General features: G+C 59.3%; 17 protein-coding genes and 6 pseudogenes. 4 read left to right on the top strand and 19 right to left on the bottom strand.

Annotation, left to right across the window (positions count from 1 at the left end):
• Positions 1-329: 329 nt before the first annotated feature.
• Positions 330-4,511, top strand: coding sequence for a hypothetical protein (locus VI340_RS18540; RefSeq protein WP_336358929.1), 4,182 nt, complete (start codon positions 330-332; stop codon positions 4,509-4,511).
• A gap of 362 nt (positions 4,512-4,873) precedes the next feature.
• Here VI340_RS18540 and VI340_RS18545 read toward each other — a convergent pair whose 3' ends face one another.
• The 14 genes and pseudogenes from VI340_RS18545 to VI340_RS18605 form a co-directional block, all read right to left on the bottom strand.
• Positions 4,874-5,128, bottom strand: a complete 255-nt coding sequence (locus tag VI340_RS18545; RefSeq protein ID WP_336358930.1) for a hypothetical protein — start codon at positions 5,126-5,128, stop codon at positions 4,874-4,876.
• A 201-nt stretch (positions 5,129-5,329) separates the two neighbouring features.
• A complete protein-coding gene (locus VI340_RS18550) occupies positions 5,330-6,556 on the bottom strand; it encodes a Tm-1-like ATP-binding domain-containing protein (protein WP_008308240.1) in 1,227 nt (408 codons plus the stop codon).
• A 2-nt stretch (positions 6,557-6,558) separates the two neighbouring features.
• The gene (locus tag VI340_RS18555; protein ID WP_008308238.1) at positions 6,559-6,984 is read right to left on the bottom strand and encodes a cupin domain-containing protein; all 426 of its coding nucleotides are present in this window, start codon (positions 6,982-6,984) and stop codon (positions 6,559-6,561) included.
• A 1-nt stretch (position 6,985) separates the two neighbouring features.
• Positions 6,986-7,819, bottom strand: coding sequence for a phosphoenolpyruvate hydrolase family protein (locus VI340_RS18560; RefSeq protein ID WP_008308236.1), 834 nt, complete (start codon positions 7,817-7,819; stop codon positions 6,986-6,988).
• Positions 7,820-7,923: 104 nt separating this feature from the next.
• Positions 7,924-8,034, bottom strand: a pseudogene (locus VI340_RS18565) (IS6 family transposase); the annotation flags it as partial.
• 127 nt (positions 8,035-8,161) lie between these two features.
• Positions 8,162-8,581: pseudogene (locus VI340_RS18570) on the bottom strand (MFS transporter); the annotation flags it as partial.
• A gap of 22 nt (positions 8,582-8,603) precedes the next feature.
• Positions 8,604-11,471, bottom strand: a complete 2,868-nt coding sequence (locus tag VI340_RS18575; protein WP_336358932.1) for a UvrD-helicase domain-containing protein — start codon at positions 11,469-11,471, stop codon at positions 8,604-8,606.
• A complete protein-coding gene (locus VI340_RS18580) occupies positions 11,468-14,056 on the bottom strand; it encodes a PD-(D/E)XK nuclease family protein (RefSeq protein ID WP_008308232.1) in 2,589 nt (862 codons plus the stop codon). Before VI340_RS18580 ends, VI340_RS18575 begins: the two co-directional genes overlap by 4 nt.
• Before the next feature lie 48 nt (positions 14,057-14,104).
• Positions 14,105-14,413: a divalent-cation tolerance protein CutA gene (gene cutA, locus VI340_RS18585; RefSeq protein WP_336330837.1), complete on the bottom strand. Its 309-nt coding sequence runs from the start codon at positions 14,411-14,413 to the stop codon at positions 14,105-14,107.
• A gap of 673 nt (positions 14,414-15,086) precedes the next feature.
• Positions 15,087-15,284 (bottom strand): hypothetical protein, encoded by a 198-nt coding sequence (locus tag VI340_RS18590; RefSeq protein WP_225306803.1) that lies wholly within the window; start codon positions 15,282-15,284, stop codon positions 15,087-15,089.
• 96 nt (positions 15,285-15,380) lie between these two features.
• Positions 15,381-15,524, bottom strand: a pseudogene (locus VI340_RS18595) (hypothetical protein); the annotation flags it as partial.
• Positions 15,512-15,781, bottom strand: a pseudogene (locus tag VI340_RS19905) (type IV toxin-antitoxin system AbiEi family antitoxin domain-containing protein); the annotation flags it as partial. The pseudogenes VI340_RS19905 and VI340_RS18595, both read right to left, overlap by 13 nt.
• 1 nt (position 15,782) lies before the next feature.
• Positions 15,783-16,148 carry a VOC family protein gene (locus VI340_RS18600; RefSeq protein ID WP_336330836.1) on the bottom strand — a complete coding sequence of 122 codons (366 nt, stop codon included), beginning with the start codon at positions 16,146-16,148 and terminating at the stop codon, positions 15,783-15,785.
• Between the two features lie 272 nt (positions 16,149-16,420).
• Positions 16,421-16,600 (bottom strand): annotated as a pseudogene (locus VI340_RS18605) (IS5/IS1182 family transposase); the annotation flags it as partial.
• 336 nt (positions 16,601-16,936) lie between these two features.
• Here VI340_RS18605 and VI340_RS18610 point away from each other — a divergent pair.
• A pseudogene (locus tag VI340_RS18610) lies at positions 16,937-17,041 on the top strand (N-6 DNA methylase); the annotation flags it as partial.
• A 933-nt stretch (positions 17,042-17,974) separates the two neighbouring features.
• On the opposite strand, the gene VI340_RS18615 reads toward VI340_RS18610, so the two are convergent.
• From VI340_RS18615 to VI340_RS18630, 4 genes are all read right to left on the bottom strand, one after another.
• Entirely contained in the window at positions 17,975-18,970 is a 996-nt protein-coding gene (locus VI340_RS18615) for a hypothetical protein (RefSeq protein WP_336358933.1), read from the bottom strand.
• Positions 18,963-19,148 (bottom strand): DUF4177 domain-containing protein, encoded by a 186-nt coding sequence (locus VI340_RS18620; RefSeq protein ID WP_008308481.1) that lies wholly within the window; start codon positions 19,146-19,148, stop codon positions 18,963-18,965. Before VI340_RS18620 ends, VI340_RS18615 begins: the two co-directional genes overlap by 8 nt.
• Before the next feature lie 204 nt (positions 19,149-19,352).
• The gene (locus VI340_RS18625; protein WP_049942846.1) at positions 19,353-19,532 is read right to left on the bottom strand and encodes a hypothetical protein; all 180 of its coding nucleotides are present in this window, start codon (positions 19,530-19,532) and stop codon (positions 19,353-19,355) included.
• A 323-nt stretch (positions 19,533-19,855) separates the two neighbouring features.
• Entirely contained in the window at positions 19,856-20,926 is a 1,071-nt protein-coding gene (locus VI340_RS18630; RefSeq protein WP_336330981.1) for a glutamate--cysteine ligase, read from the bottom strand.
• Positions 20,927-21,161: 235 nt separating this feature from the next.
• On the opposite strand from VI340_RS18630, the gene VI340_RS18635 reads away from it, so the two are divergent.
• Positions 21,162-21,722 (top strand): metal-dependent hydrolase, encoded by a 561-nt coding sequence (locus tag VI340_RS18635; protein ID WP_336358975.1) that lies wholly within the window; start codon positions 21,162-21,164, stop codon positions 21,720-21,722.
• 95 nt (positions 21,723-21,817) lie between these two features.
• Here VI340_RS18635 and VI340_RS18640 read toward each other — a convergent pair whose 3' ends face one another.
• On the bottom strand, positions 21,818-22,666 hold the full coding sequence (locus VI340_RS18640) for an alpha/beta fold hydrolase (RefSeq protein WP_008308487.1): 849 nt from the start codon (positions 22,664-22,666) through the stop codon (positions 21,818-21,820).
• A 145-nt stretch (positions 22,667-22,811) separates the two neighbouring features.
• Here VI340_RS18640 and VI340_RS18645 point away from each other — a divergent pair, with 145 nt between their 5' ends.
• On the top strand, positions 22,812-23,030 hold the full coding sequence (locus tag VI340_RS18645) for a DUF1328 domain-containing protein (protein ID WP_008308488.1): 219 nt from the start codon (positions 22,812-22,814) through the stop codon (positions 23,028-23,030).
• Positions 23,031-23,450: the final 420 nt, after the last annotated feature.

The raw sequence follows: 23,450 nt of genomic DNA on the forward strand, positions 1-23,450 counted from the left end.
GAGAGCGAATCGCTCTCGTTTCGTCGGGCGACCGAGTCTATCCCTCCACAGGCAAGATTAGAGTTGAGCGTGGGGTGACTGAGGATGCGCCGCCCTGACGGCGCAGACAAGCGACCCGAAGCAGAGCCGACAGGGACGGTCTGCCAACGACGAAGACACCGGGGGCTAATCGTCAGGTGATGTCGGGGGAGTGGTGGCTGGATCGGCTTCGGGGATATCTACCCCAACAGCAAACAGTTATATTCTCCAGCAAGCGTACTGAACAGATATACTCGGCAGGGTCTGCCATCCGGACGCGGTCGTCGGCGGGGTCCGTCGTGGGGAATTACATGGAAGGAACGGTTCGAGAAGTCACGCCTGGCGAATTGTGCGACGCGGTCGACCCGTGTGAGGTTACACTCGTCCTCGGGGCACCCAGTGTCGGAAAGTCACATCACCTGCGGCGGGTCGGTCCGTCCGTCGAGCGGCTCGCAGAAACAACAGCTATCGACGACGACGAACTCGTGGTCGTCGACGATTTTGTCTCGGCGGTTTTGCACCTCGGCGGCGACCGGGACAGGCTGAATGGCCTGTTCGATCGTTCCGGGGGTGCAGTAATCGTGACGCGGCCACGGAGCCTCGACTGGCTCTGCCGACACGGTCACCTCGCGCCCGTTTCGTTCCACGACCGAGTCGATTCCGTGCTCGTGGTTCGGACGCCCTCCGAAGAGAGCCACGATGCAATCACCGAAATCCGCGAACTCACCAGCCAGCGACGTCCACCAAAACTGGGTGACGGGGAGCGCACGTCCCTCGTCGAACGCGTCACCTATCCAGGCTATGACTTCGAGGACGAGCGGCTTCAGCAACAGATCGGGACCGTCGAGGAGACAATCACGCCCGCAGCTTTCCTCTCGCTCTCGCAGTATGGGTCCGAAACGGTTCTGGCCGGTCCCGATGTCAGGGCGGTGGTTACCGACCGCGACATCACGGTCGAACCGTTTGACGAGGGCGCCCTCGACCTCATCGCGTCCCTTTATCCCTATGCCGAGGATGGCAGTTGTAGCTCGGTCGAAATGTCGCCTGCGGTCGCCACCGCACTCGCTCTCGTCGCGAGGTCGCTGGCAGATGACGACACGGAGTGGCTCGAACCGTTCGTTCGACATCGGCCGCTGGCCGGGGCTGCCGAAGCCCTCGAAATCGCCGTCGATCTCCCGCCGGGGACGGTCGAGCGGCTTCGGGTGTTCGGGTCCGAACCGATGCGAGCGAGGATCAGTCAGCGCCTGACGGCTCAGTCCGAAACGGAGACAGCCATCGCCGACGCGAGTGCCCCAATCGATGCGGCTCTGACAGCCATGCGAGCAATCGGGTCGTCGCTGGACCACGCCGCGATGGGGCCCGACGAGTACGGAACCGATCCCCTCGTCGGTTCCTGGCACTGGAACGGACTAACAGCGTTAGACGCGACCGAGGCGGACCGAGAGTTCCCGAACTCGGGCCAGAACTCTGCAACGGACGAGGGTGTGGCTGGGGTCGACGTCGACGAGGTCGTCGACGCACTCGATGGCGGGCTCGTTATCCTCTCGGGACCGAACGCCAGCGGGAAGCGACGGCTCACAGCGAGCGTTGCGACGGAACTGACGACGTGTGGAGCGACAGTCAGACTCCCCGACCTCCGTCAGCCAGACCACAGCAGGGTGGGAATCGACGCCACGCCGAACGCAGTCGTCGTCGCGACCTACGGGGCCGAGCCAGCACGGATCGTGAGCGACGCGGGCGTTCGGGCGCTCGCCGACTGGGTCGAGGCAGGGGTCTGTTCCGGTGCAGTGCTGCTCTGTGACGACGACCGCCGGGAGCAACTGGACGCCATCGCCGACCGGGCTGGCTGTGACGACGTCGGGGCCTGGTGCGACCGCACCGAGTTCGACCTGGGAGATGCGGACGAGGCGGCCGATCGGACGCCAGAGGCGGTCGCCGAGGATCTGCTGTCCGCGCTGGAGTGGCCCGAAAATCGAACCCCTTCCCGTCGGTCACTCGCGGTCGATTCGGTCGCGGGCCAGAGTACGCTGGCAGCGATCGCTGGCATGCCCGACAGTGCTCTCGATGCGGCCTTCGTCGGGCAGGCCGTTGCCGAGGCCGTCGCTGTCGTCGCACGGACCGCCCAGCCGAGCGCCGCACGGGAGTGGCTGCTCTTGGTCGACAACCTCGTCGGAGACGTCGCAGGGAACCGCTGTGACACGGACGCGGCGATCAGGTACCGGGGAACGGTCGCGGGCACTGCTATGGCGACTGTGGCGAGCGAGCACCCGACAGCCGACGCGTGGGTCGAGGCCATTGCAGTTCGTGCGCTGGCACTGACCAACGAGACCGCGACTCCCCACGGTCGGGACTCGGTCGGTGGCGACGTCGAACCTATCGTGACCGCCGTCACGACGGCCCTGTCGACGCTTGCCCGACCAGAAGCCGGAGGAGAGCCGAATCAGGGGGCACTCGCGACGGTCGACCATCTGCTCCACGAGATGGTGGACGGGAACGCCATCGATCCCGAACCCGGCCTGTATCCGCTCTGTTGGATCTACGGGAAGACTGTCGGACGGCTCGTAGAACGAGCCGAGGAGTCGGCGAGTGCCGAGGCGGTGCTCGCACCGGTGATCGCGCTCGTCGACCAGACAGCGTCCGAGTACGAGGACGGTCACGCGTCCGTCCTCCTCGGCAACGTGTTCGGATCGATGCTCGGGGCCCTCGGGAGTGTGGAGATGCCGACCGACGACCTCCCCGTCTGGATTGACGCGGTCGACGCTGCTGCGAGAGACGTGGCCACGTCGCTCCAGCACGACGAGAACCGGGCCGAGCTGTTACACGTCGCGTCCGTGAGCGCAATCGGCTTCTGGGTGTTCGACCACAACTGTCCGGCGGACCGATTCGAGCCGTGGCTGGTGGCGACCGGCGAACAACTCTGTCGGAGCACGGCCGAGTCGTCGTTCGTCGAGCACCCCGAATCCTTCGTGGTCGACACGTACAGCTGGGCAATCTGGCACGTCGTTCACTACCGCGACCTCGACCGTGCCGAGCGACTGTTCGAGAAGTGTCACCGGCTGGTCGATACGATCGCTGACTCGGAGGTCCCCGACGACGAGTGGGAGTGCCGTGCGTCACTCCACGCCGGCGCGCTCGCGACCCTAGCCATCGTGGAACAGGGAGACGTGGCCAAGTCGGGCCCCTACGGCAAAGGAGCCCTCAGACTCCCGAATTCGCCAGGGTTCGCGGACTGGATCGACCGCTACGACGCGACCGTGACCCGCGGAGTAGCGGGCGATGCACCGACAGCAGTGGTCGAGCCGTACCTTCGGGCGGTCTACCGTGGGGCGCTCTCGACGCAGGTCCGGGGATACGACACCGAGCCTGACGACGGGATTTCGCCACACAGCGAGAGTATGTGGTTCGACAGCCTGACAGAGCGCATTGAGGACCTGGCAGCCACGGGTGACCTAGTCTCGGATCCGGTCGCGTTCCTGCGTTCGGTCTACGGCGACGCAGCTACAGGGTGGGCCGCAGAGGGCGAGGCGAACCTGGCCGGAGAGTGGCTTGGGTCGCTCGTCCGGGCGTTCCGCGGAGCGCGAGAAGGGATCGAGGGACCGAGCAAGACGGAGTGGTTCGACGCGTTCGCGGAAGCGGACGCGGCCGTTCTCCTGGCAGTGCTGACTCGGACTGACGCCGGCGGGCGAACGCACGATCGCCTGGTGGAGTCGGTACTCTCCCAGATCGAAACCACCGCAACGGCGACGGAGTACCCACTGCAGCCCGTACACTACGTCGCTTCGGTCTTCGGGACCGCACTGGCGCTGGCAGTCGAGGCCGACCCTGCGGAAGTTCGCTTCGGCGTGACCGAAGTCGTCGCCGCCGAACAGCGAACTGACTTCGCGTGGGTCGGGATGGCGCGGGCGAGTGTCCTCGAACGGGTGTATGCGGCGGCTCTCGCCGAAGTCGGGCAGACGAATGCCGACCACGACAACACCGAGGCGTGGCTGGCCGTCTGCTCGGAGCGGATGGAAGCAACTGCGACGCGGGAACTCCCCGACGATCCCGCCGGTTTCGTTGCGGGAGTCTACACCCGGGCGTACGTCGAGGCAGTCGAAGCCGAGACGCCAGCGTGGCGTCGGCGTCTCGATGCCGCCCTCCGGGCGTTCGCCTTGGAGAGCCACGTCGAGGACCCGGCGACGTTTCTCGAAGGAGTCTACGCCGACGTCGTAGTCGCGGGAACGACGCAGAGCCAACTAGCCGCCGAGGTCGAGGCGTGTGTCGAGGCCGTGTCTCAGTCCGTCGAGCGTGCGAGTGAGGAGAACGTCTTCCGGGCCGACGATGCCGTGGTACGAACCTTCTCGCGGGCCGTCGACAGGCTCTCGACGGGTAATCCCCGAGCACAGGCAGACTGTACCCACTTGCTCGGTCGGGCACTCCGGGCGACCGGGGGCGAGACCCTCGAAGCGGCCGTCTTCGGCGGCGACCGTCCGACCGGGGACTACTCGGAGTGACCCACTGGCAGAATCCACCGTATGGCAACCTACTACGTCCTCTCGAGTCCAGACCACAATCCCGACAGCAACCACAGTTCCGAGTGGCCGAAGGAACTCGGACTGTCATTCGACGACCGTGAGATCTGACTCTTTCAGGGAAAAGGGCACGGTCTCGGCGGTGCCGTCTACGACTTCGAGGACTTCCGCCTCGACGAGTGGGCCGAGTTCGTCGACGCCTGCGCCGGCGACTGGCTCCGCGAGGAACTATCCAGACACGAGTCGCTGACTGCTATCGACGAGGCGGACTTCGTCCGGACGCTAAACCGACACGCCACGTTCGCAACGGAAGAGCACTGACGAAACTGGTGGGACCGCTATGCTCATTCGTCGTCCGTTTTCCCTGGCCAGACCGTCGGCCTGACCCGTCTGTCATCGTACGCTGAGAGGTCGGCGCGGACGGTCTCGACCAAGTCCGTGGCCGAGGACTCGCCGTCTTCGATTGCAGTGACCTCCGCGAGCGTCAAGCGCACGGAGACATCGCGCTCTACCGGTCCGCCGAGGAGGAAGGTGAGAATCCACTCGCCGTCGCGGGCCAGCAGGACGTAGGAGTAGGGCTGCCGATCGAGGACTCGCATTGGTCGGTCGAGGAGCAACGCGGGCTAAACAGTTCCGACAGGGCGAAGCCTCTTGCGGCCGTTCGTCCCCCGTATCGGTATGTCTCTCCTCGAATTCGACGTGACTGCTCGCGGCGGTGCGCGATGACTGACGGTCCGACGGTGACCAACGCTGGGAGCAGGCGTACCAGTCCGGTGTCGGAGATTCCTTCGAAGCAGTAATCACTCCTCCGGAGCGAGATCTACCGCCCGCATATACGCGTCAAGCTGCTCGGCCAGTGCCCGGGCGAACGCTTCGTCATTGATGTCGGTCTCCATCTCGACCAATTCGACCGACTCAGCCAGATTTGTTTTGAGTGCCTCGAACAGGGCTGTGTCGGCGTCGGGATCATGGAAATCCGCTCCCTCGACGTCGAGCATCGAAACACCTCCAAGTGGAATATATAGGGCGGTTGGTCCGTTCGCTGCTGAGAGCTTCTTCGCGATGACCTCGCCCAGATCAGCGTTCTCCTCGGCCGTTGTCCGCATCAGCGTTACCTGTGGGTTGTGGATGTGGAAGTGCCGCCCCTCGAACTCCTCGGGGACGGAGTCTCGTGGCCCGAAGTTGACCATGTCCAGCGCGCCCGTCGAGACGACCTGTGGCGTGCCCGTCTCCGCGGCGGCGTCCAGCCTGTCGGGGCCAGCAGCAAGCACACCCCCTACAAGCTCGTCGGCCCACTCCGTCGTCGTCACGTCCAACACGCCGTCGATGACGCCTTGTCTCACGAGGGCCTCCATCGCCTTCCCACCGGTCCCAGTCGCATGGAAGATGATCGTCTCGTAGCCTCGTTCTTCGAGATACTCCCGAGCCGTCTGGACGCACTGTGTGGTGACACCGAACATCGAGATCCCGATAGTGGGGCGGTCTTCAACTTCGATGTCTGGCTGGTTCGTGACCATCCCGACCATCGCGAGGGCAGCATTAGCAATTACCTTCCGGGAGAGTTGGTTGAGTCCCTCAATATCAGCCACCGAATACAACATCATCACGTCAGTGGCACCGACATACGGTTCAATGTCGCCGGAGGCCATCGTCGAGACCATCACTTTCGGGACACCAACCGGCAGCGCCCGCATCGCCGTGGTCGCGATCGAGGTGTTACCCGAACCGCCGAGTCCGAGCACACCGTCGAGGTCGCCAGCATCGTGTAGCTGCTGGACGATCGCCGCTGCGCCCTTGCCCATCGCTTCGATCGCCTCACCGCGGTCGGCATCGTCCCGGAGGTGCCCCAGCGTGGTGCCGCCCGCTTCGGCGACCGCACTCGCAGTAGTGTCCGGATCGATCTCCGGGTCGCCCACCACGCCCGTGTCGATGATGTGTACGTCAACGCCTTGCGCGCGAAGGACATCTCGGGCGAAACCTATCTCTTCGCCTTTCGTATCGAGCGTCCCAACGATTGTGACGGCCATACTCACTCCTCCACGTTCTCGGGTGTCGGCAGTTCGCCCGGCGGGACGATCTCACACTCAGGAAGATCCCGGAGTACCTCTTCAGGACCCGGTGGTGCGTAGACCGCGAGCAGTAACAACGGTTCCCAGCTGGTGTTGACGGTTCCGTGTTCGACGCCTTCAGGAACGAACACCATCTCGCCGGCCGAGATATCGCGTGTCTGATCGGCGACCTCTTGTTCACCCTCGCCCTGGATGACGAAGAGGATCTCGTCGCTGTCAGGGTGCGCGTGGCGCTCATGGCCCTTTCCGGGTTCGAGTTTGACGACGCCAGCGCTGAAGCGCTCGCCACCCGTCACGTCAGGCGTGCTCAGCCACTTCAGGACGCCCCAATCGAAGAGCTGACTTTCGACGTCATCAGGAGTGATGAAGTATTCGCTATCAGTCATCTTAGAGACTAATCTCCTTGAATTCGCGGGCCTGTGCTTCGATTGCCTCCTCAGTTGGGAGGCGTTCGATGCTCGACGCACCGAAGAATCCGACGACACCCTCGGTGTGTTCCAGTACGTACTGGGCATCGTCGGGCCATGCGATCGGGCCGCCGTGACAGATCACCAGTACGTCCTCGTTTACCTCTTTTGCGGCGTCGTGATGAGCTTGAACGCGCTCGGCTGCGGCATCGAGATCTAGTGCCGTCTCGGCACCAATATCCCCAGATGTAGTCAGTCCCATATGTGAGACGACCACGTCCGCTCCGGCCTCGGTCATCTCGCGAGCCTGCTCCTCGCTGAAGACGTATGGGCAGGTGAGCATTCCTTGCTCGGCCGCTTCTTGGATCATGTCGACTTCTTTGTCGTAGCCCATCCCCGTTTCCTCGAGATTCTGTCTGAACCCGCTGTCCTCGTCGATGAGACCCACCGTCGGGAAGTTCTGGACGCCCGAGAACCCACGTCGTTTCAGGTTCTCGATGAACACATCCATCTGTCGGAACGGGTCGGTCCCGTTGACGCCGGCGAGAACTGGCGTGTCCTCGACGACTGGAAGCACTTCGTGGCCCATCTCGACGACGATCTCGTTGGCGTCACCGTAAGGAAGGAGGCCAGCCAGCGACCCCCGACCGTTCATCCGATAGCGACCGGAATTGTAGATGATCAGTAGATCGACGCCACCGCGCTCGGCGAACTTCGCCGAGATACCGGTCCCTGCACCTGCGCCGACGATTGGATCGCCGCCCGATACTGTTTCCTGAAGTCGATCAAGGGACTCCTGCCGTGTGAATTCCATACGTCAGATACAACCATTTCATAATATAGTAATTAATTTTTTGATGATTGTGAGGAGTTGCCACGACACATAATATTACCAATGCTCATAGTCCACCCTCGTCAAACCCAATCGTGGACGGCTTTGCGACTGCGTTGGACACCCCGATCTTCGAGTACTTCGATGGTATTCGACAACAAAAGTCCCGCAACGTGGGATTGTATACCCGATTCCATCGCCGAACGCCCCTGATGGAGCGGAATATGGTGTCCACACGGGGTATGGCGACTGCTTTCACGATTGTATCTGGGATGGGCGTTCCTCTGGCCGAAACGGGCGTGGGGGCCCCCACTAATCGGCCGATTAGTGCGTCTCGATCTCCAGATCAAAGTCGTCGGGAGTTGCCGTTTCGATGGCGGGGAGTCGACGGAGCCGTGGCCGTAGGAGGACGTAGACGGCAGTAAAGCCGAAACCGCTCGCGGCCAGCGCCATCGTCGTCGTGGTCCCCAACGCTTCAGCAACTCCTCCACCAACGAGTGAGCCAAGCGGGAGCGTCGCTCCCGAGGCGGTTCCCTTCGTCGCAGAGACGCGTCCAAGTAGGTCAGTCGGGAACACGCGCTGGTTCAGCGTTGCGGTGAGCACGCCCGATACGCCAGCAGGAATCCAGGCGAGACCGAACAGCGTGATAGTCAGTGCAGTCGTTGGCGCAAACACCGCCACGATCCAGCATACTGCACCAAGCCCCTGGGAGACGAGTACCGTGCCGTAGGACTCCCCCCAAACTCTGTGTGAACCCTATTCTTATCTACTGATGGTCCAGCACAAGCTTACGGAGATCCCCCTTCGATAGCGGTTCAACTGACACCAGCTCCCCAATAGCAGAATAAAATAGGCTTGTGGTTACCTCTCGCTCCGGATACTCACTGGCGAGTACGTGATAATACACGCTCAGTTGCTTGCGATACTCGTCTTGTGCCCGTCGGCTTCGGTCAGTCTTGTAGTCGATTATCTCGACTCGATCGGGCGTGATGTGGACCAGGTCGACGATACCGGTAATCGACACTCGCCGGCCATCGATCTCAAGCGGCAGGATAGCGTCTGCTTCGACATGCAACTCCCCACCCAGCCCATCCAGCAGCGACTGGATGCGCTCTTCGTGCGGATTCGATGGCGAGACCGACTCGCCCAGCACGTAGGCCTCGGCGAAGTCGTGTACCTGTGAGCCAAAGTCTACACCACTTGCTTCATCAGCGTCGGCCTCACCGGCATTGGCCTCCGATTCAGTAAACACGGAGTCATCCATCAGTGAATGTGGACTGTAGCCAACCGGACCATCGGGTGTGGCAATGCTGAACGGCAGCTGTGTCTGGACTGACTCGTCGGGCTGGCTCGCTTCAATCTCTGTCGCCCCCTCGGTAAGTTCGACTGGCAGCTCAGAGAGGAACGTATTTGGATCGGCCCCACTGGCAAAAACGACGTGGCTCTCGGCTCGGGTGATGGCCACATACAGGAGCCGGCGTTCTTCGTCGTAGTCATCGGGGAGACACTGCCGCAGGACATCGTAGCGCCAGTTATCGTAGACGTGTGGATACCGGCCTTCGTCAGCGAATGTTTTGCGCTGTCGGAGCCCCGTCGCCTCGTCGTACTGCAGCACACCACTGGTCCGACCACGCGGCGGGAACCGCCCGTCGTTCATATTGGCCAGGATGACGATCGGATACTCCAGACCCTTGGCGCCGTGGATCGTCTGGACCGTCACCGAATCCGTATCAGTAGTGGTGTTGATCGCGTGGGTACTTCCCTGGTCTATTGCGCGTTCGATAAACTGGATCAGGTCCCCGCGAGTGAGCGTTGTGGCGTCGTGGACGGACTGGATATGCGCGAGCAATTCCCGTGCATAATCATCAGCAAGCCCGTAGCGATCGAAGACGCGTCGGGCCAGCGAACTTACCGCCTCAAGCTCTCGAAGCGCTTCGCGAAACTCGGTCATCGCTGGCGGGTAGCTCTCCCGATCCAGCTGGGCATTGATCTCATCAAGCGTGTAGCCGGCCCGCTCTAGAACAACGGCCCAGCCACGGTCGCCATCGGATTCGACGATCCGCAGCCACGCCAGCAGTAGCTTCGCGGGGTCACTGCGGTACAGTTCGACCTCCCCGTCGTAGGCCATCGGGAGCCCGTGCTCCTCGGCTGCAGTCAGTAGCTCCCGTCCGTAATCGCGTGTCCTGGTCAGGACTGCAATATCACCGTGGCTCGGGGTTGTGGGATTACCGTTCTCGTCCTCAATCCGGTAGTCGTCGCTATCGACAATCGACTGGATCCTGGCCAGTACCGCCTCGTGTTCGTCCTCATGGTGAACAGCCTCAATGTTGGTCTCGTCGAAGGTGGCATTCGAGGACAGCGGGTCGACGTCGACGGGCTCGTCGATGGCTTCAGAGCTCGTCGCTGGCGTGGTCAGTGCATTGGTCGAGAAGTCCAGCAGTGTCTGTGTCGACCGGTAGTTCTCCGTCAGCTCGATGTACGTGATCCCATCCGTCCCGAATTCGACCCGCTCGGAATCGGCGTTCAACTCGCTCCGGAATCGTTCCAGCCGGGTGTCGAACTCCGCGATGTTCTCGACGGCGGCGTACTGGAACGAGTAGATGCTCTGTTTCCAGTCGCCCACGACACAGAGATTGTCCGTCTCAGCGAGCAGCAGCGCCAGCTTGAACTGAATCTCACTGGAGTCCTGGAACTCATCGACCATCACGTACTCGAACCCGACGCGGTCACGCAGCGCTGGCTCCTCGCACAGTGCCACGAAAGCAAACAGCTGGAGGAACCCGAAGTTCAGGTAGTTCCGTTCCAGAGCGAACTCCAGATACTCGAAGTAACAGTCGTGAACGAATGCCAGTAGCTCATTCCGATCCTCTTCAAAGACCTCGCGAGCGACGCTCTCGTCGAGTTCCTTGGTCCCCCGGCCACCCCGAAGCTCCGATTTGGAAGGGGCGGACTGCCGGTAGGTTTTGTTCGTCCCGAACCGCGAGAGATCGTCCCGGAGCGGGGATTGCTTGCGTCCGTCGTTGCGGGCCTGATTTTGGGCATCGAAATACTGCTTGAACAGCTCGTAGTCACCCTGCAAGTGTTGTGCCCCATCTCGATACCAGCCGTCCGCGGTCGGGAAGATACCCTTCGCAGCGAGTTCGTTAATGAGCGAGAGCGGCTCGGTAGGCTCCGAGAGTACCCGAAAGATGTCGTTGTACTCAGGATGGCGATCCCGGAACTGCCCGAAGAACTCACGGAATAGCTCGTCCTCGAGTTGGCTATCCTCAAGGATCTGGGTTCCTCCAGTGATCCGGTCATCAATTCCCAAATGTGTCGGGGCGCGATAGCCGTGCTCGTCGAGCAGGTCGTGACAGTACGAGTGGAACGTCTGGATCGGTGCGTCGGCCAGCTCACGCATTCCGTACGAACAGTGTTCGACGATGCGCTCACGCATCTCGGTGGCCGCACTGCGGGTGAAGGTAACCAGCAGGATGTCCTCGGGCTCGACGTCGGGCTGGTCGACGATGTTCGCATACCGGCGTGTGATGGCGAAGGTCTTGCCGGTGCCAGCACCGGCGTCGACATGGTAGATCCCCTCGGTCTCATCGATCAGTTGTTGCTGAGCCTCGTTCGGGGTGCGGTCGTCACTCATCGGTTTTCCTCCAGGAACATGTCGCGATGGTCGATCCGTCGATAGTTGGGTTCGCCACCCAGTCCCTCAATCGGGAATCGCTCCTCACCAGCGCGGTACCGATTAATCTCGGTCAGTCGGTCGGCGACGAATTCCTCGAACTGGTCGATATCGTCTTTGAAGAAGTTGCGCTTCCGGACGCCGTTGAGTTCCCGAACCGCCTGATCGGCCCCCTTCTCGGCATCGACGTCGTCGCTGGTTTCCTGCCGGACGGCCTCGGCAAATCGGTCGGCGAAGTCAGACTCCCGTAACGCCGACCGATCCGTCGTGTCCGGGAACGTGAGGTCTGTCATGATCTCGCTGTAGGTCCCGAAACCAAGCTCCTCGAAGGTCGCCACACAGTCCTTGTAGCCATCCAGGAGGACCTCATACGCTGGGTGCGTCCCGACGAACTCGTCGAACGACTGCGGATAGTAGGAGACTGTCGTCAGCGTCTCATCTATATCCGCGTCGCCGGTGATCGCATCGTCGAGCGTTTCGAGGAAGTGGAAAAAGGAAAAGGAGAGCGCCTCGCCGGGCTGGTGTGTACGGAACTGTGCCAGGTAGGCGATTGCCTGATAGTTGACTGTCTCGTTGGGTGGGTCCATCGCAGCCTGTTTACAGACGTCGTAGGCTGACTTCTTCGACCCGCTCTTGTAATCGAGCAGGGCTGTGGGTCCCTCCACGAGGTCGATTTTCCCGTTGATACCGAGGTCCGGATTGGTGAACTGGCGTTCGGTCAGTGGTGAGTCAACGGGGCGGTCGAAATACGATGCGAAGAAGTTCTCATCGGGCTCCCCGGCCGGGGGCAGATCGGCAGGTGCCGTCGGTGGATTGGCATCCAGATATTCGACGATGGTTTCCAGCCCGATCCGATACTGGCGTCGGCGTAACACCCGGTCCGTCTCAGGGTAGAAGGGTTTGGCTTCTTCGAGCATGACATCGACCACCTCCGAGAGCGTGTCTGCGTCGATGACCTCGGGATAGTTGACGTAGAACTCCGCGAAGTCATGGAACAAATTCCCCTCGCGGAAATAGTCCTTGTCGGGGGAATCGACCAGCCGGCTGAAAAGATACTCCCGTGGGCTGTTGACGAAATTGTTGAGACTGGTCTGGCTGATCGTTTCGATGGGTGCCGACTCGACCGGGGGCTCGACGGACGTTTTCGCAAAGCCATCACGGTCACCATCGACCGTCCGTTCATACCTGACTGATTCGAGGTCGCTGAACCGCTCGAATGGCTCTTCGAGGAGTTCCTCGAAGTAGAGACACGGCGTCACCGGTTGGCCCCCAGCGGTATCCTCGACCAGATAGTACTGGTCGCTGCCGCTCTGGATTAGTCGCTGAAAGCGGCGGATATACCGATCGAACTGTGCCTCCGTGTCGACCCAGGGGCGCTGTGGAGCGCTATTGGTCCAGCCCTCGTCAAGTCCGAGAAAGAACACGGCCTGTCGGTCGACGTAGCCGGCAGATTTGGCATCTGCGAGTAACACGCCCTCGTTTTCTCTGTCCACTGGAACCTCGTAGAAATCCAGATAGAAGGCGAGATCACTAACCCGCGATTCGGTGATCACAGTGTCGTGGAGCCCGAGTGACTCGAGTTCGTCCCGAAGACGGTCCAGTGTTCGGCTGGCTTTCGATTCGTAGGCCGTGAGGAGCGAGCCAAAGGTCCGGTCCCCGATCGACTCACACACCTCCGTAATCCACGCGGTTGCTGGCAGGTCGGTCGCTGCCAGGCGTTTCTCACTGTGCTCGATATCGACATCGGTCCCAAGTCGTGACAGTATCGGGGCGACATCGCTGACAGTCGTCTCGGAGCCACGATAGGCGACGCGCAAGAGCCGCAGTACCGCTCGCACATCGAGGTCATCGATGAATCCCGGTCCTCCATAGTAGGGAATATCTGCAGCTTCGAGCGCAGATTCGACCAGTGGAGAGTACTGGCTCGAACTATCCAGCACCACTGCGACATTATCAGCCGACTCCTCGTCGATGGTATCCACGACCGCGTCGACGATCGCCGATGGGGACCTGAAGATGTTGAACGCCGGGTAGTCGAAGGCGTCGTCAGTCAACAGGGGATACGTGTCATACTCCGCTGGTAGGATCGATCGTTCGAGCTCAGTGAACTCCGGGAGCCCAACGACGGCAACCGACTGGTCCGCGTCAACCGTGAACTCTGTCAGCTGTTGTGACGTCGACTGGCGTGCGGCGAGCCTGTCTACCACAGTGCGCGTAACGGGATCGTCGTAGGTTGGATACTCCAGGATCCCCGCGGCCTGTCCGTGGTGCTCCCAGCACTGGAGGACGTTCCCGATAGTGTAGGACAGCGCTTTCCACGAGTCGTCGACAGTGTCGGCGAGTTCCAGAAACGCCGTCCGGTCCTCGGCCTGCTCGCGACGCCCAGCGGCCAGTCGGCGTGGAGTGGTTGCAAACGTCCCGAACTGTGGCCGGTCGAGTCGGCGGTTGAGGGCGCTCGCAAGCGGGGCGTCAGGAACTAGGACGAGATCATAGTCGGCGACCGAGGTATACAGATCCGCAAGTGATCTTGCACGCTGAATAGGCACACTGGTAGGAGTATAACCAGTGGCAAAAAGATGGCTCCATTTCAGCGGTTATTCAGCGTCCACGTTCCTGGTTCGCCAGTCCGAAAAGGGCGCAAAAATATCAGTTTCGTCAAAGCGTTCGATACACGGGACCTCGTAGGGGTGCAACTCGACAACCCGGTCGCGAAGATCGGGATACCGGTCGGCTGTCGTCTTCGCCAGGAGGATTGTCTCAGCATCGGTATGGACTTCGCCTTCCCACCGATATATCGAGTCACAGGCCACGCGGTTCACACACGCAGCAAGTCGTTCCTCAACGAGTGTCTGCGCGATCTCCGTTGCAGCGTCTTGTGGAGCTGTGATATAGATCGTCGGCATCAGTTACTGCATTGGGATACACGTCTATCAGAACTCCCGCTGCTCGACTTGCGACAGAGTTAGACCGACAGAGGAAGCGTCGCCACGCGGACAGCAAATACCCTCTGACGCTCGCAGCAGTTGAACCACTACGCTCGGTCTTGCCAGTGCGGCATCCCCACAGACGCTTCTGAATTGGGACGGTGTACCGTCCACAGAATCGTAGATGTGATAGCACCGGAACATCGGTGTTCCTTGACCTCCTCCCACGCCTTCAGGCGTGGGATTCCCGCGGCACCGCACCGCTAGGTTGGGAGTTTCAGGTTTGTAGCCAGGTCGGCATGACCGGACTCCTGGCGGGGCCAAGCCGCCGTTACTCCTATCCCCGGTATGGGGATTCAGAGTTACCGTGTGTCGGAATCCACAGCCAGCGGCCCGAAAGGGATTCTTTTGGACGTAGCGTGGCCCGAATCCCGATATTATCCGTTTATCTGGGCGGCTGATCCGCCTCGGTGTGGTCATGCATACAGTGTCACTGGTTATAAAACTCCGGCTGAGTGAGGCTACAGGCGAAGCTGCCGGGTTGTCGGCTTCATCCACACCCCTGAAGGGGTGGGCTTTCGCCTTGCTCCCGCTGTAAGAACGGCAAGGTTCTCACCGTGTCAGGATTGGCATGGCTCGCTGGTCGATCCCACTACTCTTCACTGCTGGGGGCGATACCGAGCCAGACCGCGATATATCGATACGCAAAGACAATGACGAGGATAATCACCATTTCAATCCAGAATGAAATCTCACCCACAGCCGCTTGAAGCACTTCAAGGATGAAAAACACCAGAAGTAATAACGCAATATAGTACAGCGCGAGTTCCGGCAGTTGGTCTTTGTCCATGCATTCCATACAACGGGACCCCTCTCAAACTCTTTCCTCTACGCCGACAGGGTCAGCTACAATCGAACACAGTCCGGTCGGAAGGATCGAAAACCGGCGATGAGGGTCGATCGCCTTCCGTGCGTCACCGTGACTTTGTACAGCGAACGCCGCCACGAGCGGAATCACATCGGCTTCGAGAGCATCTCGGTGGAACGCATCGCGTCGATTTTCGGGAATTTCGCGCAACTGGTTCGCATCGCAGTTGCGAGTTCTCGACGGACACTAGAACCTGGGAGTGGTCCGCACAGTCGACCAGTGGTTCTCTAAACCGCTGACCCGAACGGTCGTCCCCTCGATAGATGTCGGCTCAAAGCCGAAGAATTTCTGCTCTATGACCGTCGTGACGCGAAACAAGGCGCTGTGAATCACCCGGCTTTGTGTCCGGGTCGTGTGACGACGTACCCCGTCCGGGAGACCTGTTCGGTCAGCCTGTGGTAGCTGAGAGCGCTGTAGTAGCTATTGTTGATACTCGCTGACGCAGAATCCGTTACCCTCGGGATCTGACATCACTGTCCAAGTGGCGGTGTGCGTTTCGTATTCTTCGGTCTTGGTTTCGCGGACAGACCCGCCTATGTTACAGAGTTGTTCGACTGTCTCCCTTCGATTCTCGGTTGAGACATCAAGATGAATGGGGAGATCTCGCTCCGTTCCTTTCGGTTGTTCTTTGAACAGCAAATCCGGACCATCTCCAGGCAGGTCAACGATTTCAGGTTCAAGCGATTCTGGTAGCTCTCGTCGTGTACCACCGAGAGCGACTGACCAGAACTCTGCCAGTTGTTCCACTTCATCACAAGCAAAGGTAATAAATCGTATACCTGGCATGCATTTAGGTTATATTTCGGAGGGTAAAAACACCTATTGGATACGGAAAGTACTACCACGACTATCATCGGGAAATCTTCTGGGAGATCGATAACCTCGTTTATCTTAATGAGGTGAAAGTGGACAGATTGTGTGGTCTTATTGACGATCCGAATAGTCCGCTGAATGAATGGTTGACTGACGCAGGAATAGAGTATAGATAAGGGTGAAGGCATTCCCCTCGGGTAACAAGATACCGTAATCTGCCGTGTTGAATAGATGCTGAGTCACGGTTAGAGTGGTTCACAGAGCGGTTCTATGTTCGAGATGGCGAACATCAGGACAATCTCACGGAACTGTCGATACCAGCCGAGCGCTCGCACGGCGTCGCCGAGCGAGCGCTTCGTTGTCGAGTACGATGTTTCGGCCATCCCGCACTGAGAGTAGCCTTTTGCCCGGATGAGCGCGTTATGCCCTAGCGTCAACGGTCTCGATTGGAAGCCGGTATCCGAGGAGTCGTTACTTCGTCGAACGGTTTGGCGAGTCCTGAATCCGGAGAGTGCCACTTCACCAGCACACGTCGAGATTCCTGCCGGTGAAGACCGAGAAGAGGTACTGGAGGCGTTCCGTCAGCTACGTGAGAAACTTGGATATGAATATCGCGTTGGGACTGTTTCGGATTAGCACTCTTGATCAGTTAGCGTCAATAATTGGTTCGTCTGTACTGACTAGCTCACGCCACGAGTAGTTGTCCCGGAGTGGCGCCCTCCGACAGACGGATTTTGTGGCTCTCTGCTGGCCGAGCGAGTATGGTTTCGCCACAGATCGACGTCGGCGTGATTGTTGAAACGCTGGCGTAAATCCGTCAACGCGGACCCAGCGCTCACACGGTCTTCCGAGACTGGGTCAATCTTTCCTGCATGACAAATATATAATGGTTTTAACTCCTTCTGGATGCTTGAAAGTGACATTATGAAAGTATATATGAGAAGGTAATAGTTCCTCCTGTAACCAGCGGAACCACCGATCAGCAGTTCTACCTGTAGATCGTCCTCAGAGCGGCTATCCCATTCTGATGGGGTGGACAAAAGCGGGCTCTCATAAACGCTACGAGTCCGAAAAGATGCAATGTTCTCCATAGCGACTTTCTTGGGCCATGCCAACAAATCTCACAGAAATCCTTCTCAAAGGACTACAGCAAAACACGATGCTGAGCCTCTGTGTTTCTCGTAGGGAATACGAAACATCCCTGAGTTGTACTTCAACGAGTTGGGACCGATCTCTGATAGAACACTATGGAAATCGGACTGCTGTCGAATATATAAGCCAAAGTATAAGACAAAGAAACTCTCCGTTTTCATATGTTTGTGACACGACGAACCGAGCACCGCTGGAAATTGGCTTTAGAATTTCGCTTGCTGACACAACCCTCTAAACTAAACACTACCGGTTGACCGTCCACAGCAAGCTTACACTGCTTGCCGTTGAACTCAGTACTTCGGATATAGTAACAATTGGCAGTGTATCGCTACGAGTGCGTAGAGGTCGTGACAGTCACTGTTCGCACCCAGCGACCGACGGACGCGGCGATCGAAGCACTGGTCCTTCGTGCAGTGGCCAGGCAGTCGGATGAGTTGGATACCCTGATGTGCTGGAACTTCGAGTAACACTGGACGTCGACGTTGACAGGAAAGCACCGCTGGTGGGCAGATCGCGACAACCGTTTCGGTAATCGATTTTGACACCATGCTGGCTGGATATCGATAGTTTCAGCCGTCATGGAACCGCTCCCGTTGCTGTGTTTTTGCACCGGCTCACCGAGATACACAATTGCATCCGGGAGTCGGTCAGCTAAGCATGAGCGGTCCCACCGAAAGCGTCTGTTTAGCGAGCGTCGCGAGCCGGAGGATGAAGGAGATGAACAGGAGAAATGGCAGCGTAGAGATAGCGAACGCGGCGCTAACGACCCAAAGAACGGTCTCGATGCCGAAGACCGTCCCGAGGAACGTTGTCGGGTCAACGAAGATGACCATCCCTCCAGCGGTGGTGAGTGCAACCAGGGCGGCATACAGGATCGCTCGTGAGAGTTTCACCAGCGCCCACTGGATGTAGAGGTTCTTGATGTACTCGCGGACTGGTCCGTACATTGTAAGCACCTCTAGCAGATCTCGGAACGCGCTTCGCTCCTCGTTGGTGAGGGAGTCTCGGTTCTCCATCCCGAGCCGGCGGACATGGTGTATCTTCCGGTCATAGTTGTAATCGAGTGCGGGCGATACGACGTCGAAGGTGCCAAAATCTGCGTCTTCGAGGAGGCTGTGTGCGTGATTGGCGTTCTCCAGTAGATCGGCGACGTACTCGTCCACTTGTTCGTGGAGCTCCTGATTTTCAGTTTCGGAGAGTGTATTTCGCAGTGTCTTCGCTCGCTGTTCGCTTGTCTCGATAAGCTCATAGAGGTAGTCTGCAGGGTCGGCGGGTGTCGTCATCCCGAGGAGGCTGTCCGTATTCTGGCGGAAATCCATCGTCAGGTCCATCCGACTGCGCTGGCTCCCAAGCGAGCTGATCTCCTGGGAGAGGACGAGCTGATTGATCGTGACGACCAACGTCGTTCCCGTGATGATAGCCCCGATAAGACCGGAGAATAGCGTCTCGACCATGTCGCTCGACTCCATCGTCGAGTGCAGCGACACCGGTTTCAGCACGCCCCAAGTCATGAATACGAAGAAGATCACGAAAGCGAGTCCGACGGCGAGGAGCCATCGGTTGGCCTGGAGCAGTAACCAGAACCAGTACTTGTTGATGTCCGTTCGCTCACGTAAGGTATCCCCCGTAGAGAACTCACTCATGTGAGACTGGACGTTTGAACAGCAGTAGTTTCGTCCCGCCACCGTCGTAGCTGATGGTCTCGACGAGTTCCCAGCCCTCTGTACCGAGACGGTTGAGTTCCTCTGTTGGATCGACCGTCTCTCGCTTGGTCAATCCCTTCGGCGGTTCGAGCGTCTTGTACTCCCATTGCTGGTGCATTGTGATGTCTATGAAATGGTAATGGCTTTCACGTTGATTACTCTGTTGACAGGTAGTTCCTGTCGCGTAATGACCGAGAATAGTGTACTCATGCATCGGCGTCTGTCGCGGTTACGAGTCTCCCGTAGCGAACGTACTCATCGCTGGTAGCGCCGAGTCCGGATCTCGACATTGTCGGGTGTCGAAACACACCATTATTGTCGCTCAGTTGTCGGCGGAAGACGCAGTGGCGTCTTCCGGATGGGAGGGCATCGAACCAGGCGGCGTTGTCCAGCTAAGTTCGACCGTCCAGCGATTCGCCCCTTCCTCGTCCGTCGCCTGTTCGACGAGGTGGACAGTGCCTTCCGGCTGTGGAACCAACTCTTCGCCGTCGGTCCCTTCCACAGCAGATTTCCTCGTAAGTCGCTCGTTCAGCGCCCGGAGATAGGCTTCGACCGCAGCCGAGTCGAGCTATGCCTCGCGACGTGTCAGGTACGGTCCGGCTTTCCCGTCGACACCAACAACACGGGTCGAGTATCCTCCCAGTACCGCGTTGATAATCTGTTCCGCGAGCGCACGTCCGTCGGAAACCGAAACCATACGTACCGTTATAGTTCAGAGGGGAAAACACATCTGCTGGCCCCTGCGTGAGCCTGGCCGATATAGAGGTCCGTTACTCGGGACCCAGAACGGACGCACACTCCACGCCACTCGAAGGCCGAACTCACCTACACTGCGATTGCTTTGATGTCCTGCCGGAGTTTGCTGGCCTGCTGGAGGCGTATCTTCCGTGCTGACAATTCGCCGAGCACCGGCGGGCCGCTAAATTCCGGTGCGATCGGGTCGTACTCCGACGGGTCGAATCCCATCTTCCGCAGGTAGGTTACCACCGCTGTCGATTCCAGTCCCGAGTGGATCGCCTCTTGACTCAGTTCCCGAAGCGAGGGAAACTCCGGTACTCCGATCCGATCCGAGTACACACCGTGATGGCCATGAGCGAGTGGCTTCTCGCCGGTCTGTGAAACCAGCTCCCCGACATCCACTGCCAGTTGGATCACTTCGCTTGGCAGTGCAGCGTCGGGCGCTCGCCACTCGACGGTCGGCTGGCACCGCCGGAGTCGGACGGGATTGAGCACGGTATTCTCCGCTTCGAACAACTCATCGACTTTCGCTGCGCTCACACCGCGGCTGCTCGCTAAGTCCTTGAAGTGGTTGTACGCCTGATCGACTCGGTCCGTCCATTCCTGTAGACTGCCTGCGTAGGGCCAGAGCTCGCAGAACTGCTGGAACTCTTGCCCACACTTCGTCCGATAGGCTCGTGCTCGCGAGGAACTATCACCGGCTTCGCTACAGTAATACGGGGAAGAGTTCAGCAACGCCAGTGCCGGGTCGAGTGCAGTCAGCAGGTTCAACTGGTCTATCACACTCCCTTTCTGGAAGTGAATGTGTGTGCCGGCACAGTTCTTTGCGCTCTGTACCCCGTCACCGTAGATCTCCTCGAACAACTCCCCCCGTTTGCAGTTCGCCTGCGTATTCGATGAGGTGAGTGGTGTTCCCAGTGGGACGAGCTGTTTGTCGTGCTTTTCAGCCACCCGGACGCCGGTCCGGAGTGTCGTCTCCAGGTCACGTCGCAATCCAAACTCGTCCTCGTGGGGTTCTGTTTGGACTTCAACGAGCGGGTCGATGAACTCCGGTTTTATCTGTTCGTGCGCAGCAACGATCTCTGAGCCGTCGGCCAGTCGCCCATTGTCGTCTACGACCCACAGTTCGAGCTCTACCCCGGTTTTGATATCGCACATGGCTATGCACCACCTCGTTTGATCTTGTCGTCGACGGATTCCTCGGTCGTCTCGCTGTCACTGTCGGACTGGATTGACATATTGGCCGAATGAGATCGGAGGGAAAGAGCGTTTGGGTCACTGTAGCGTGCGTTCTCAATCCAGTTAATTTCGCACCGATTAAATGGCATCTGATTGAACGTACGGTGAGAATGAGTGGTATCAGCTCAATCAAGGGGGATAGACGATCGTAGACATCTCTGGGCATCTCGCGTTCGGCCTGTTGTTCGCGCTGCCGGCCTGGCTCCGGTGGAACGACAGGCGCAGTGTCGGGTTCGTCATTCTCGCCGTAGTCGCATCACTGGTACCTGACATCGACTTGTGGCTCGTTGCGGCTTTCCCGAACCAAGTTCATCATCACGGTGTAACGCACACGGTTCTGTTTGTCACGTCTGCGAGCGTCGTCGGTGCGGCGATAGTGGCGGGTGTGTTCACCGATCAACTCGACGAGTGGGTCGGAACCGAGCGACTCAACCGTAGACAGGTGTTTTTGTCGTCGTTTCTCGCGTTCTTCGCCGGGGGGCTCAGTCACGTTTTCGCCGATATGCTCTCAGCGCCCGATATCTCCACGCCCGATATCTCCACGCCCATCGAGCCGCTGTGGCCTCTCGTCGACGGGTCCTGGGGTATCGACCTCGTCTGGTACAACAATTGGTGGATCAATTTCGGCTTCTTCGCAGCGATGGTGGTCGCACACGTCGTCGCGGCGTACGCGCTGACGCCACCTGAACGCCGGCGTCGACTGAGTCCGTTTTGAGACTGAGCGGGTGAACCAGCCTGTAGGGTGGTACACGATAGTCCGCAGAACTCAGAGGCCATACCCGAGTGGGTACCCGCAGATCCAACTCGCCGTCAACGGCCCTTCGCGTCATCGGCTGCTTTGGTCAATCCGTCGAAAAACGCCGAACAAGCTTCGTTGAACCCGCCCGACTGGTCCTGGTTGACGAGGTGTCCGGAGTCAGGTATCGATTGCGCGGTCCCCGTCTGGACAGTTCGGGCGATTCGCTCACCCTGTCGCTTGACGAGTGGTATCTCGTGGTCGCCGTACAGGACGAGTGTCGGCGTCGAAACGTGTGAGAGCGTCGGAGCCACGCGTTCGTAGAGCGCTCGGAATATCTTCTGGAACTCGGTTGCAGAAATCGAATCGACGGCATTCAGCGATTGCTTGCGCACCGTTTCGTCGAGCGAGAGCCAGTGGCCGCCGTTCGTCATCCGGATCGAATCCAGCAGTGTTTTGAACGTCAATTTCGGCCCAACGGCGGAAAGCGACCCCGAAAGTAGCGGAAGGGGTGAAAACAGCTGTTTCATTCCGTGAGGAAGTTCTATCGGCGGCAGCGTCTGCAACGGTCCTCCAATGACCGCGCCACGGGCACTATCCGGGTGTCGGTCGAGATAGGTCTGAATGACCATCCCACCGGCGGAGATGCCGGCCAAAACCGGGCGGTCCACGTCCAACGTCGCCACCAGCTTCTCCAGATCATCTGCGAATAGGTCGACAGAGTACCGCCGTGACCCAGTCGGGCCGGTCCGACCGTGCCCTCGAAGGTCGACGGTTATAACTCTGTACTCGTCAGCGAAGTAGTCGACCTGTGCCTGCCACGACCGGTGGTCCTGCCAGCCCCCGTGGAGGCAAATGAGCGGCGGCCCGGTCCCCGTCTCTTCGTACCAGAGGGAGCCGTCTTCGATCTGAATTGTTGGCATCGATGAAAACCAGTGCCCCCAACTAATGAATCTTGGTCTTGCAGCGTCACGGTCATGAGTGGCGAAGTCACTACGTCGTTTACTGAAATGATGATACAGATGAAAGTACCTTGGTATGATATGTACTCGTCTCGGAGAGTGGAGTATGGTACTCGCACAGTTAGCCGCGGAAAGTATAATTCCAGTACAGAACGTCGTGCTTCAGTTTGGCGGTGATCTCATTGGTCTCGCGATACTGTTCCTCGTGCTCGCGCTCATCACAGGGGTGCTGGGGGCGAGCGGCGTCGCCGGCCTCAGCATGGATATCGCGAAGTGGCTCGTCATCATCTTCGTGGTGCTCGCCGTCCTCACCTTCATATTCTAATCCGAGACGGGCTATAGCCGGAGCCAAGCCCGTATCAAGCCGGATAGCGAATCATCGGACGAGCAGTCTTGCGCTGGATGGTTATCAGAGGACAACTGAACGAATGAACCGAAACGAGACCAAGACAGGACAGCACACGACGAAGCGCTATCAGCGTCCGCTTCAGCAAGACAGCCGTGGTTTAAGGGCTGCTGATCCGAGGGGTCCCGCTCGCTGTCGGGGCGTAAATACCCGGTTCGACGACCGAACGGAGCCGTTTGTGTATTACAGGGCCATGCTGGAGTGGGCAGTTGCAACGAACAGCGATGAGTTACTGTCAACGTCGACGTGCGGGGTTCTCCGATGGATTTAAAACGCCTCGGATGGCTGCGAAGTTGGTTTCCCATCCCGGTGGGACGACGCGGGTTCAAATTCAGCCGG

This window comes from Haloarcula sp. CGMCC 1.6347 (assembly GCF_037078395.1).
Lineage (GTDB): Archaea > Halobacteriota > Halobacteria > Halobacteriales > Haloarculaceae > Haloarcula > Haloarcula amylolytica.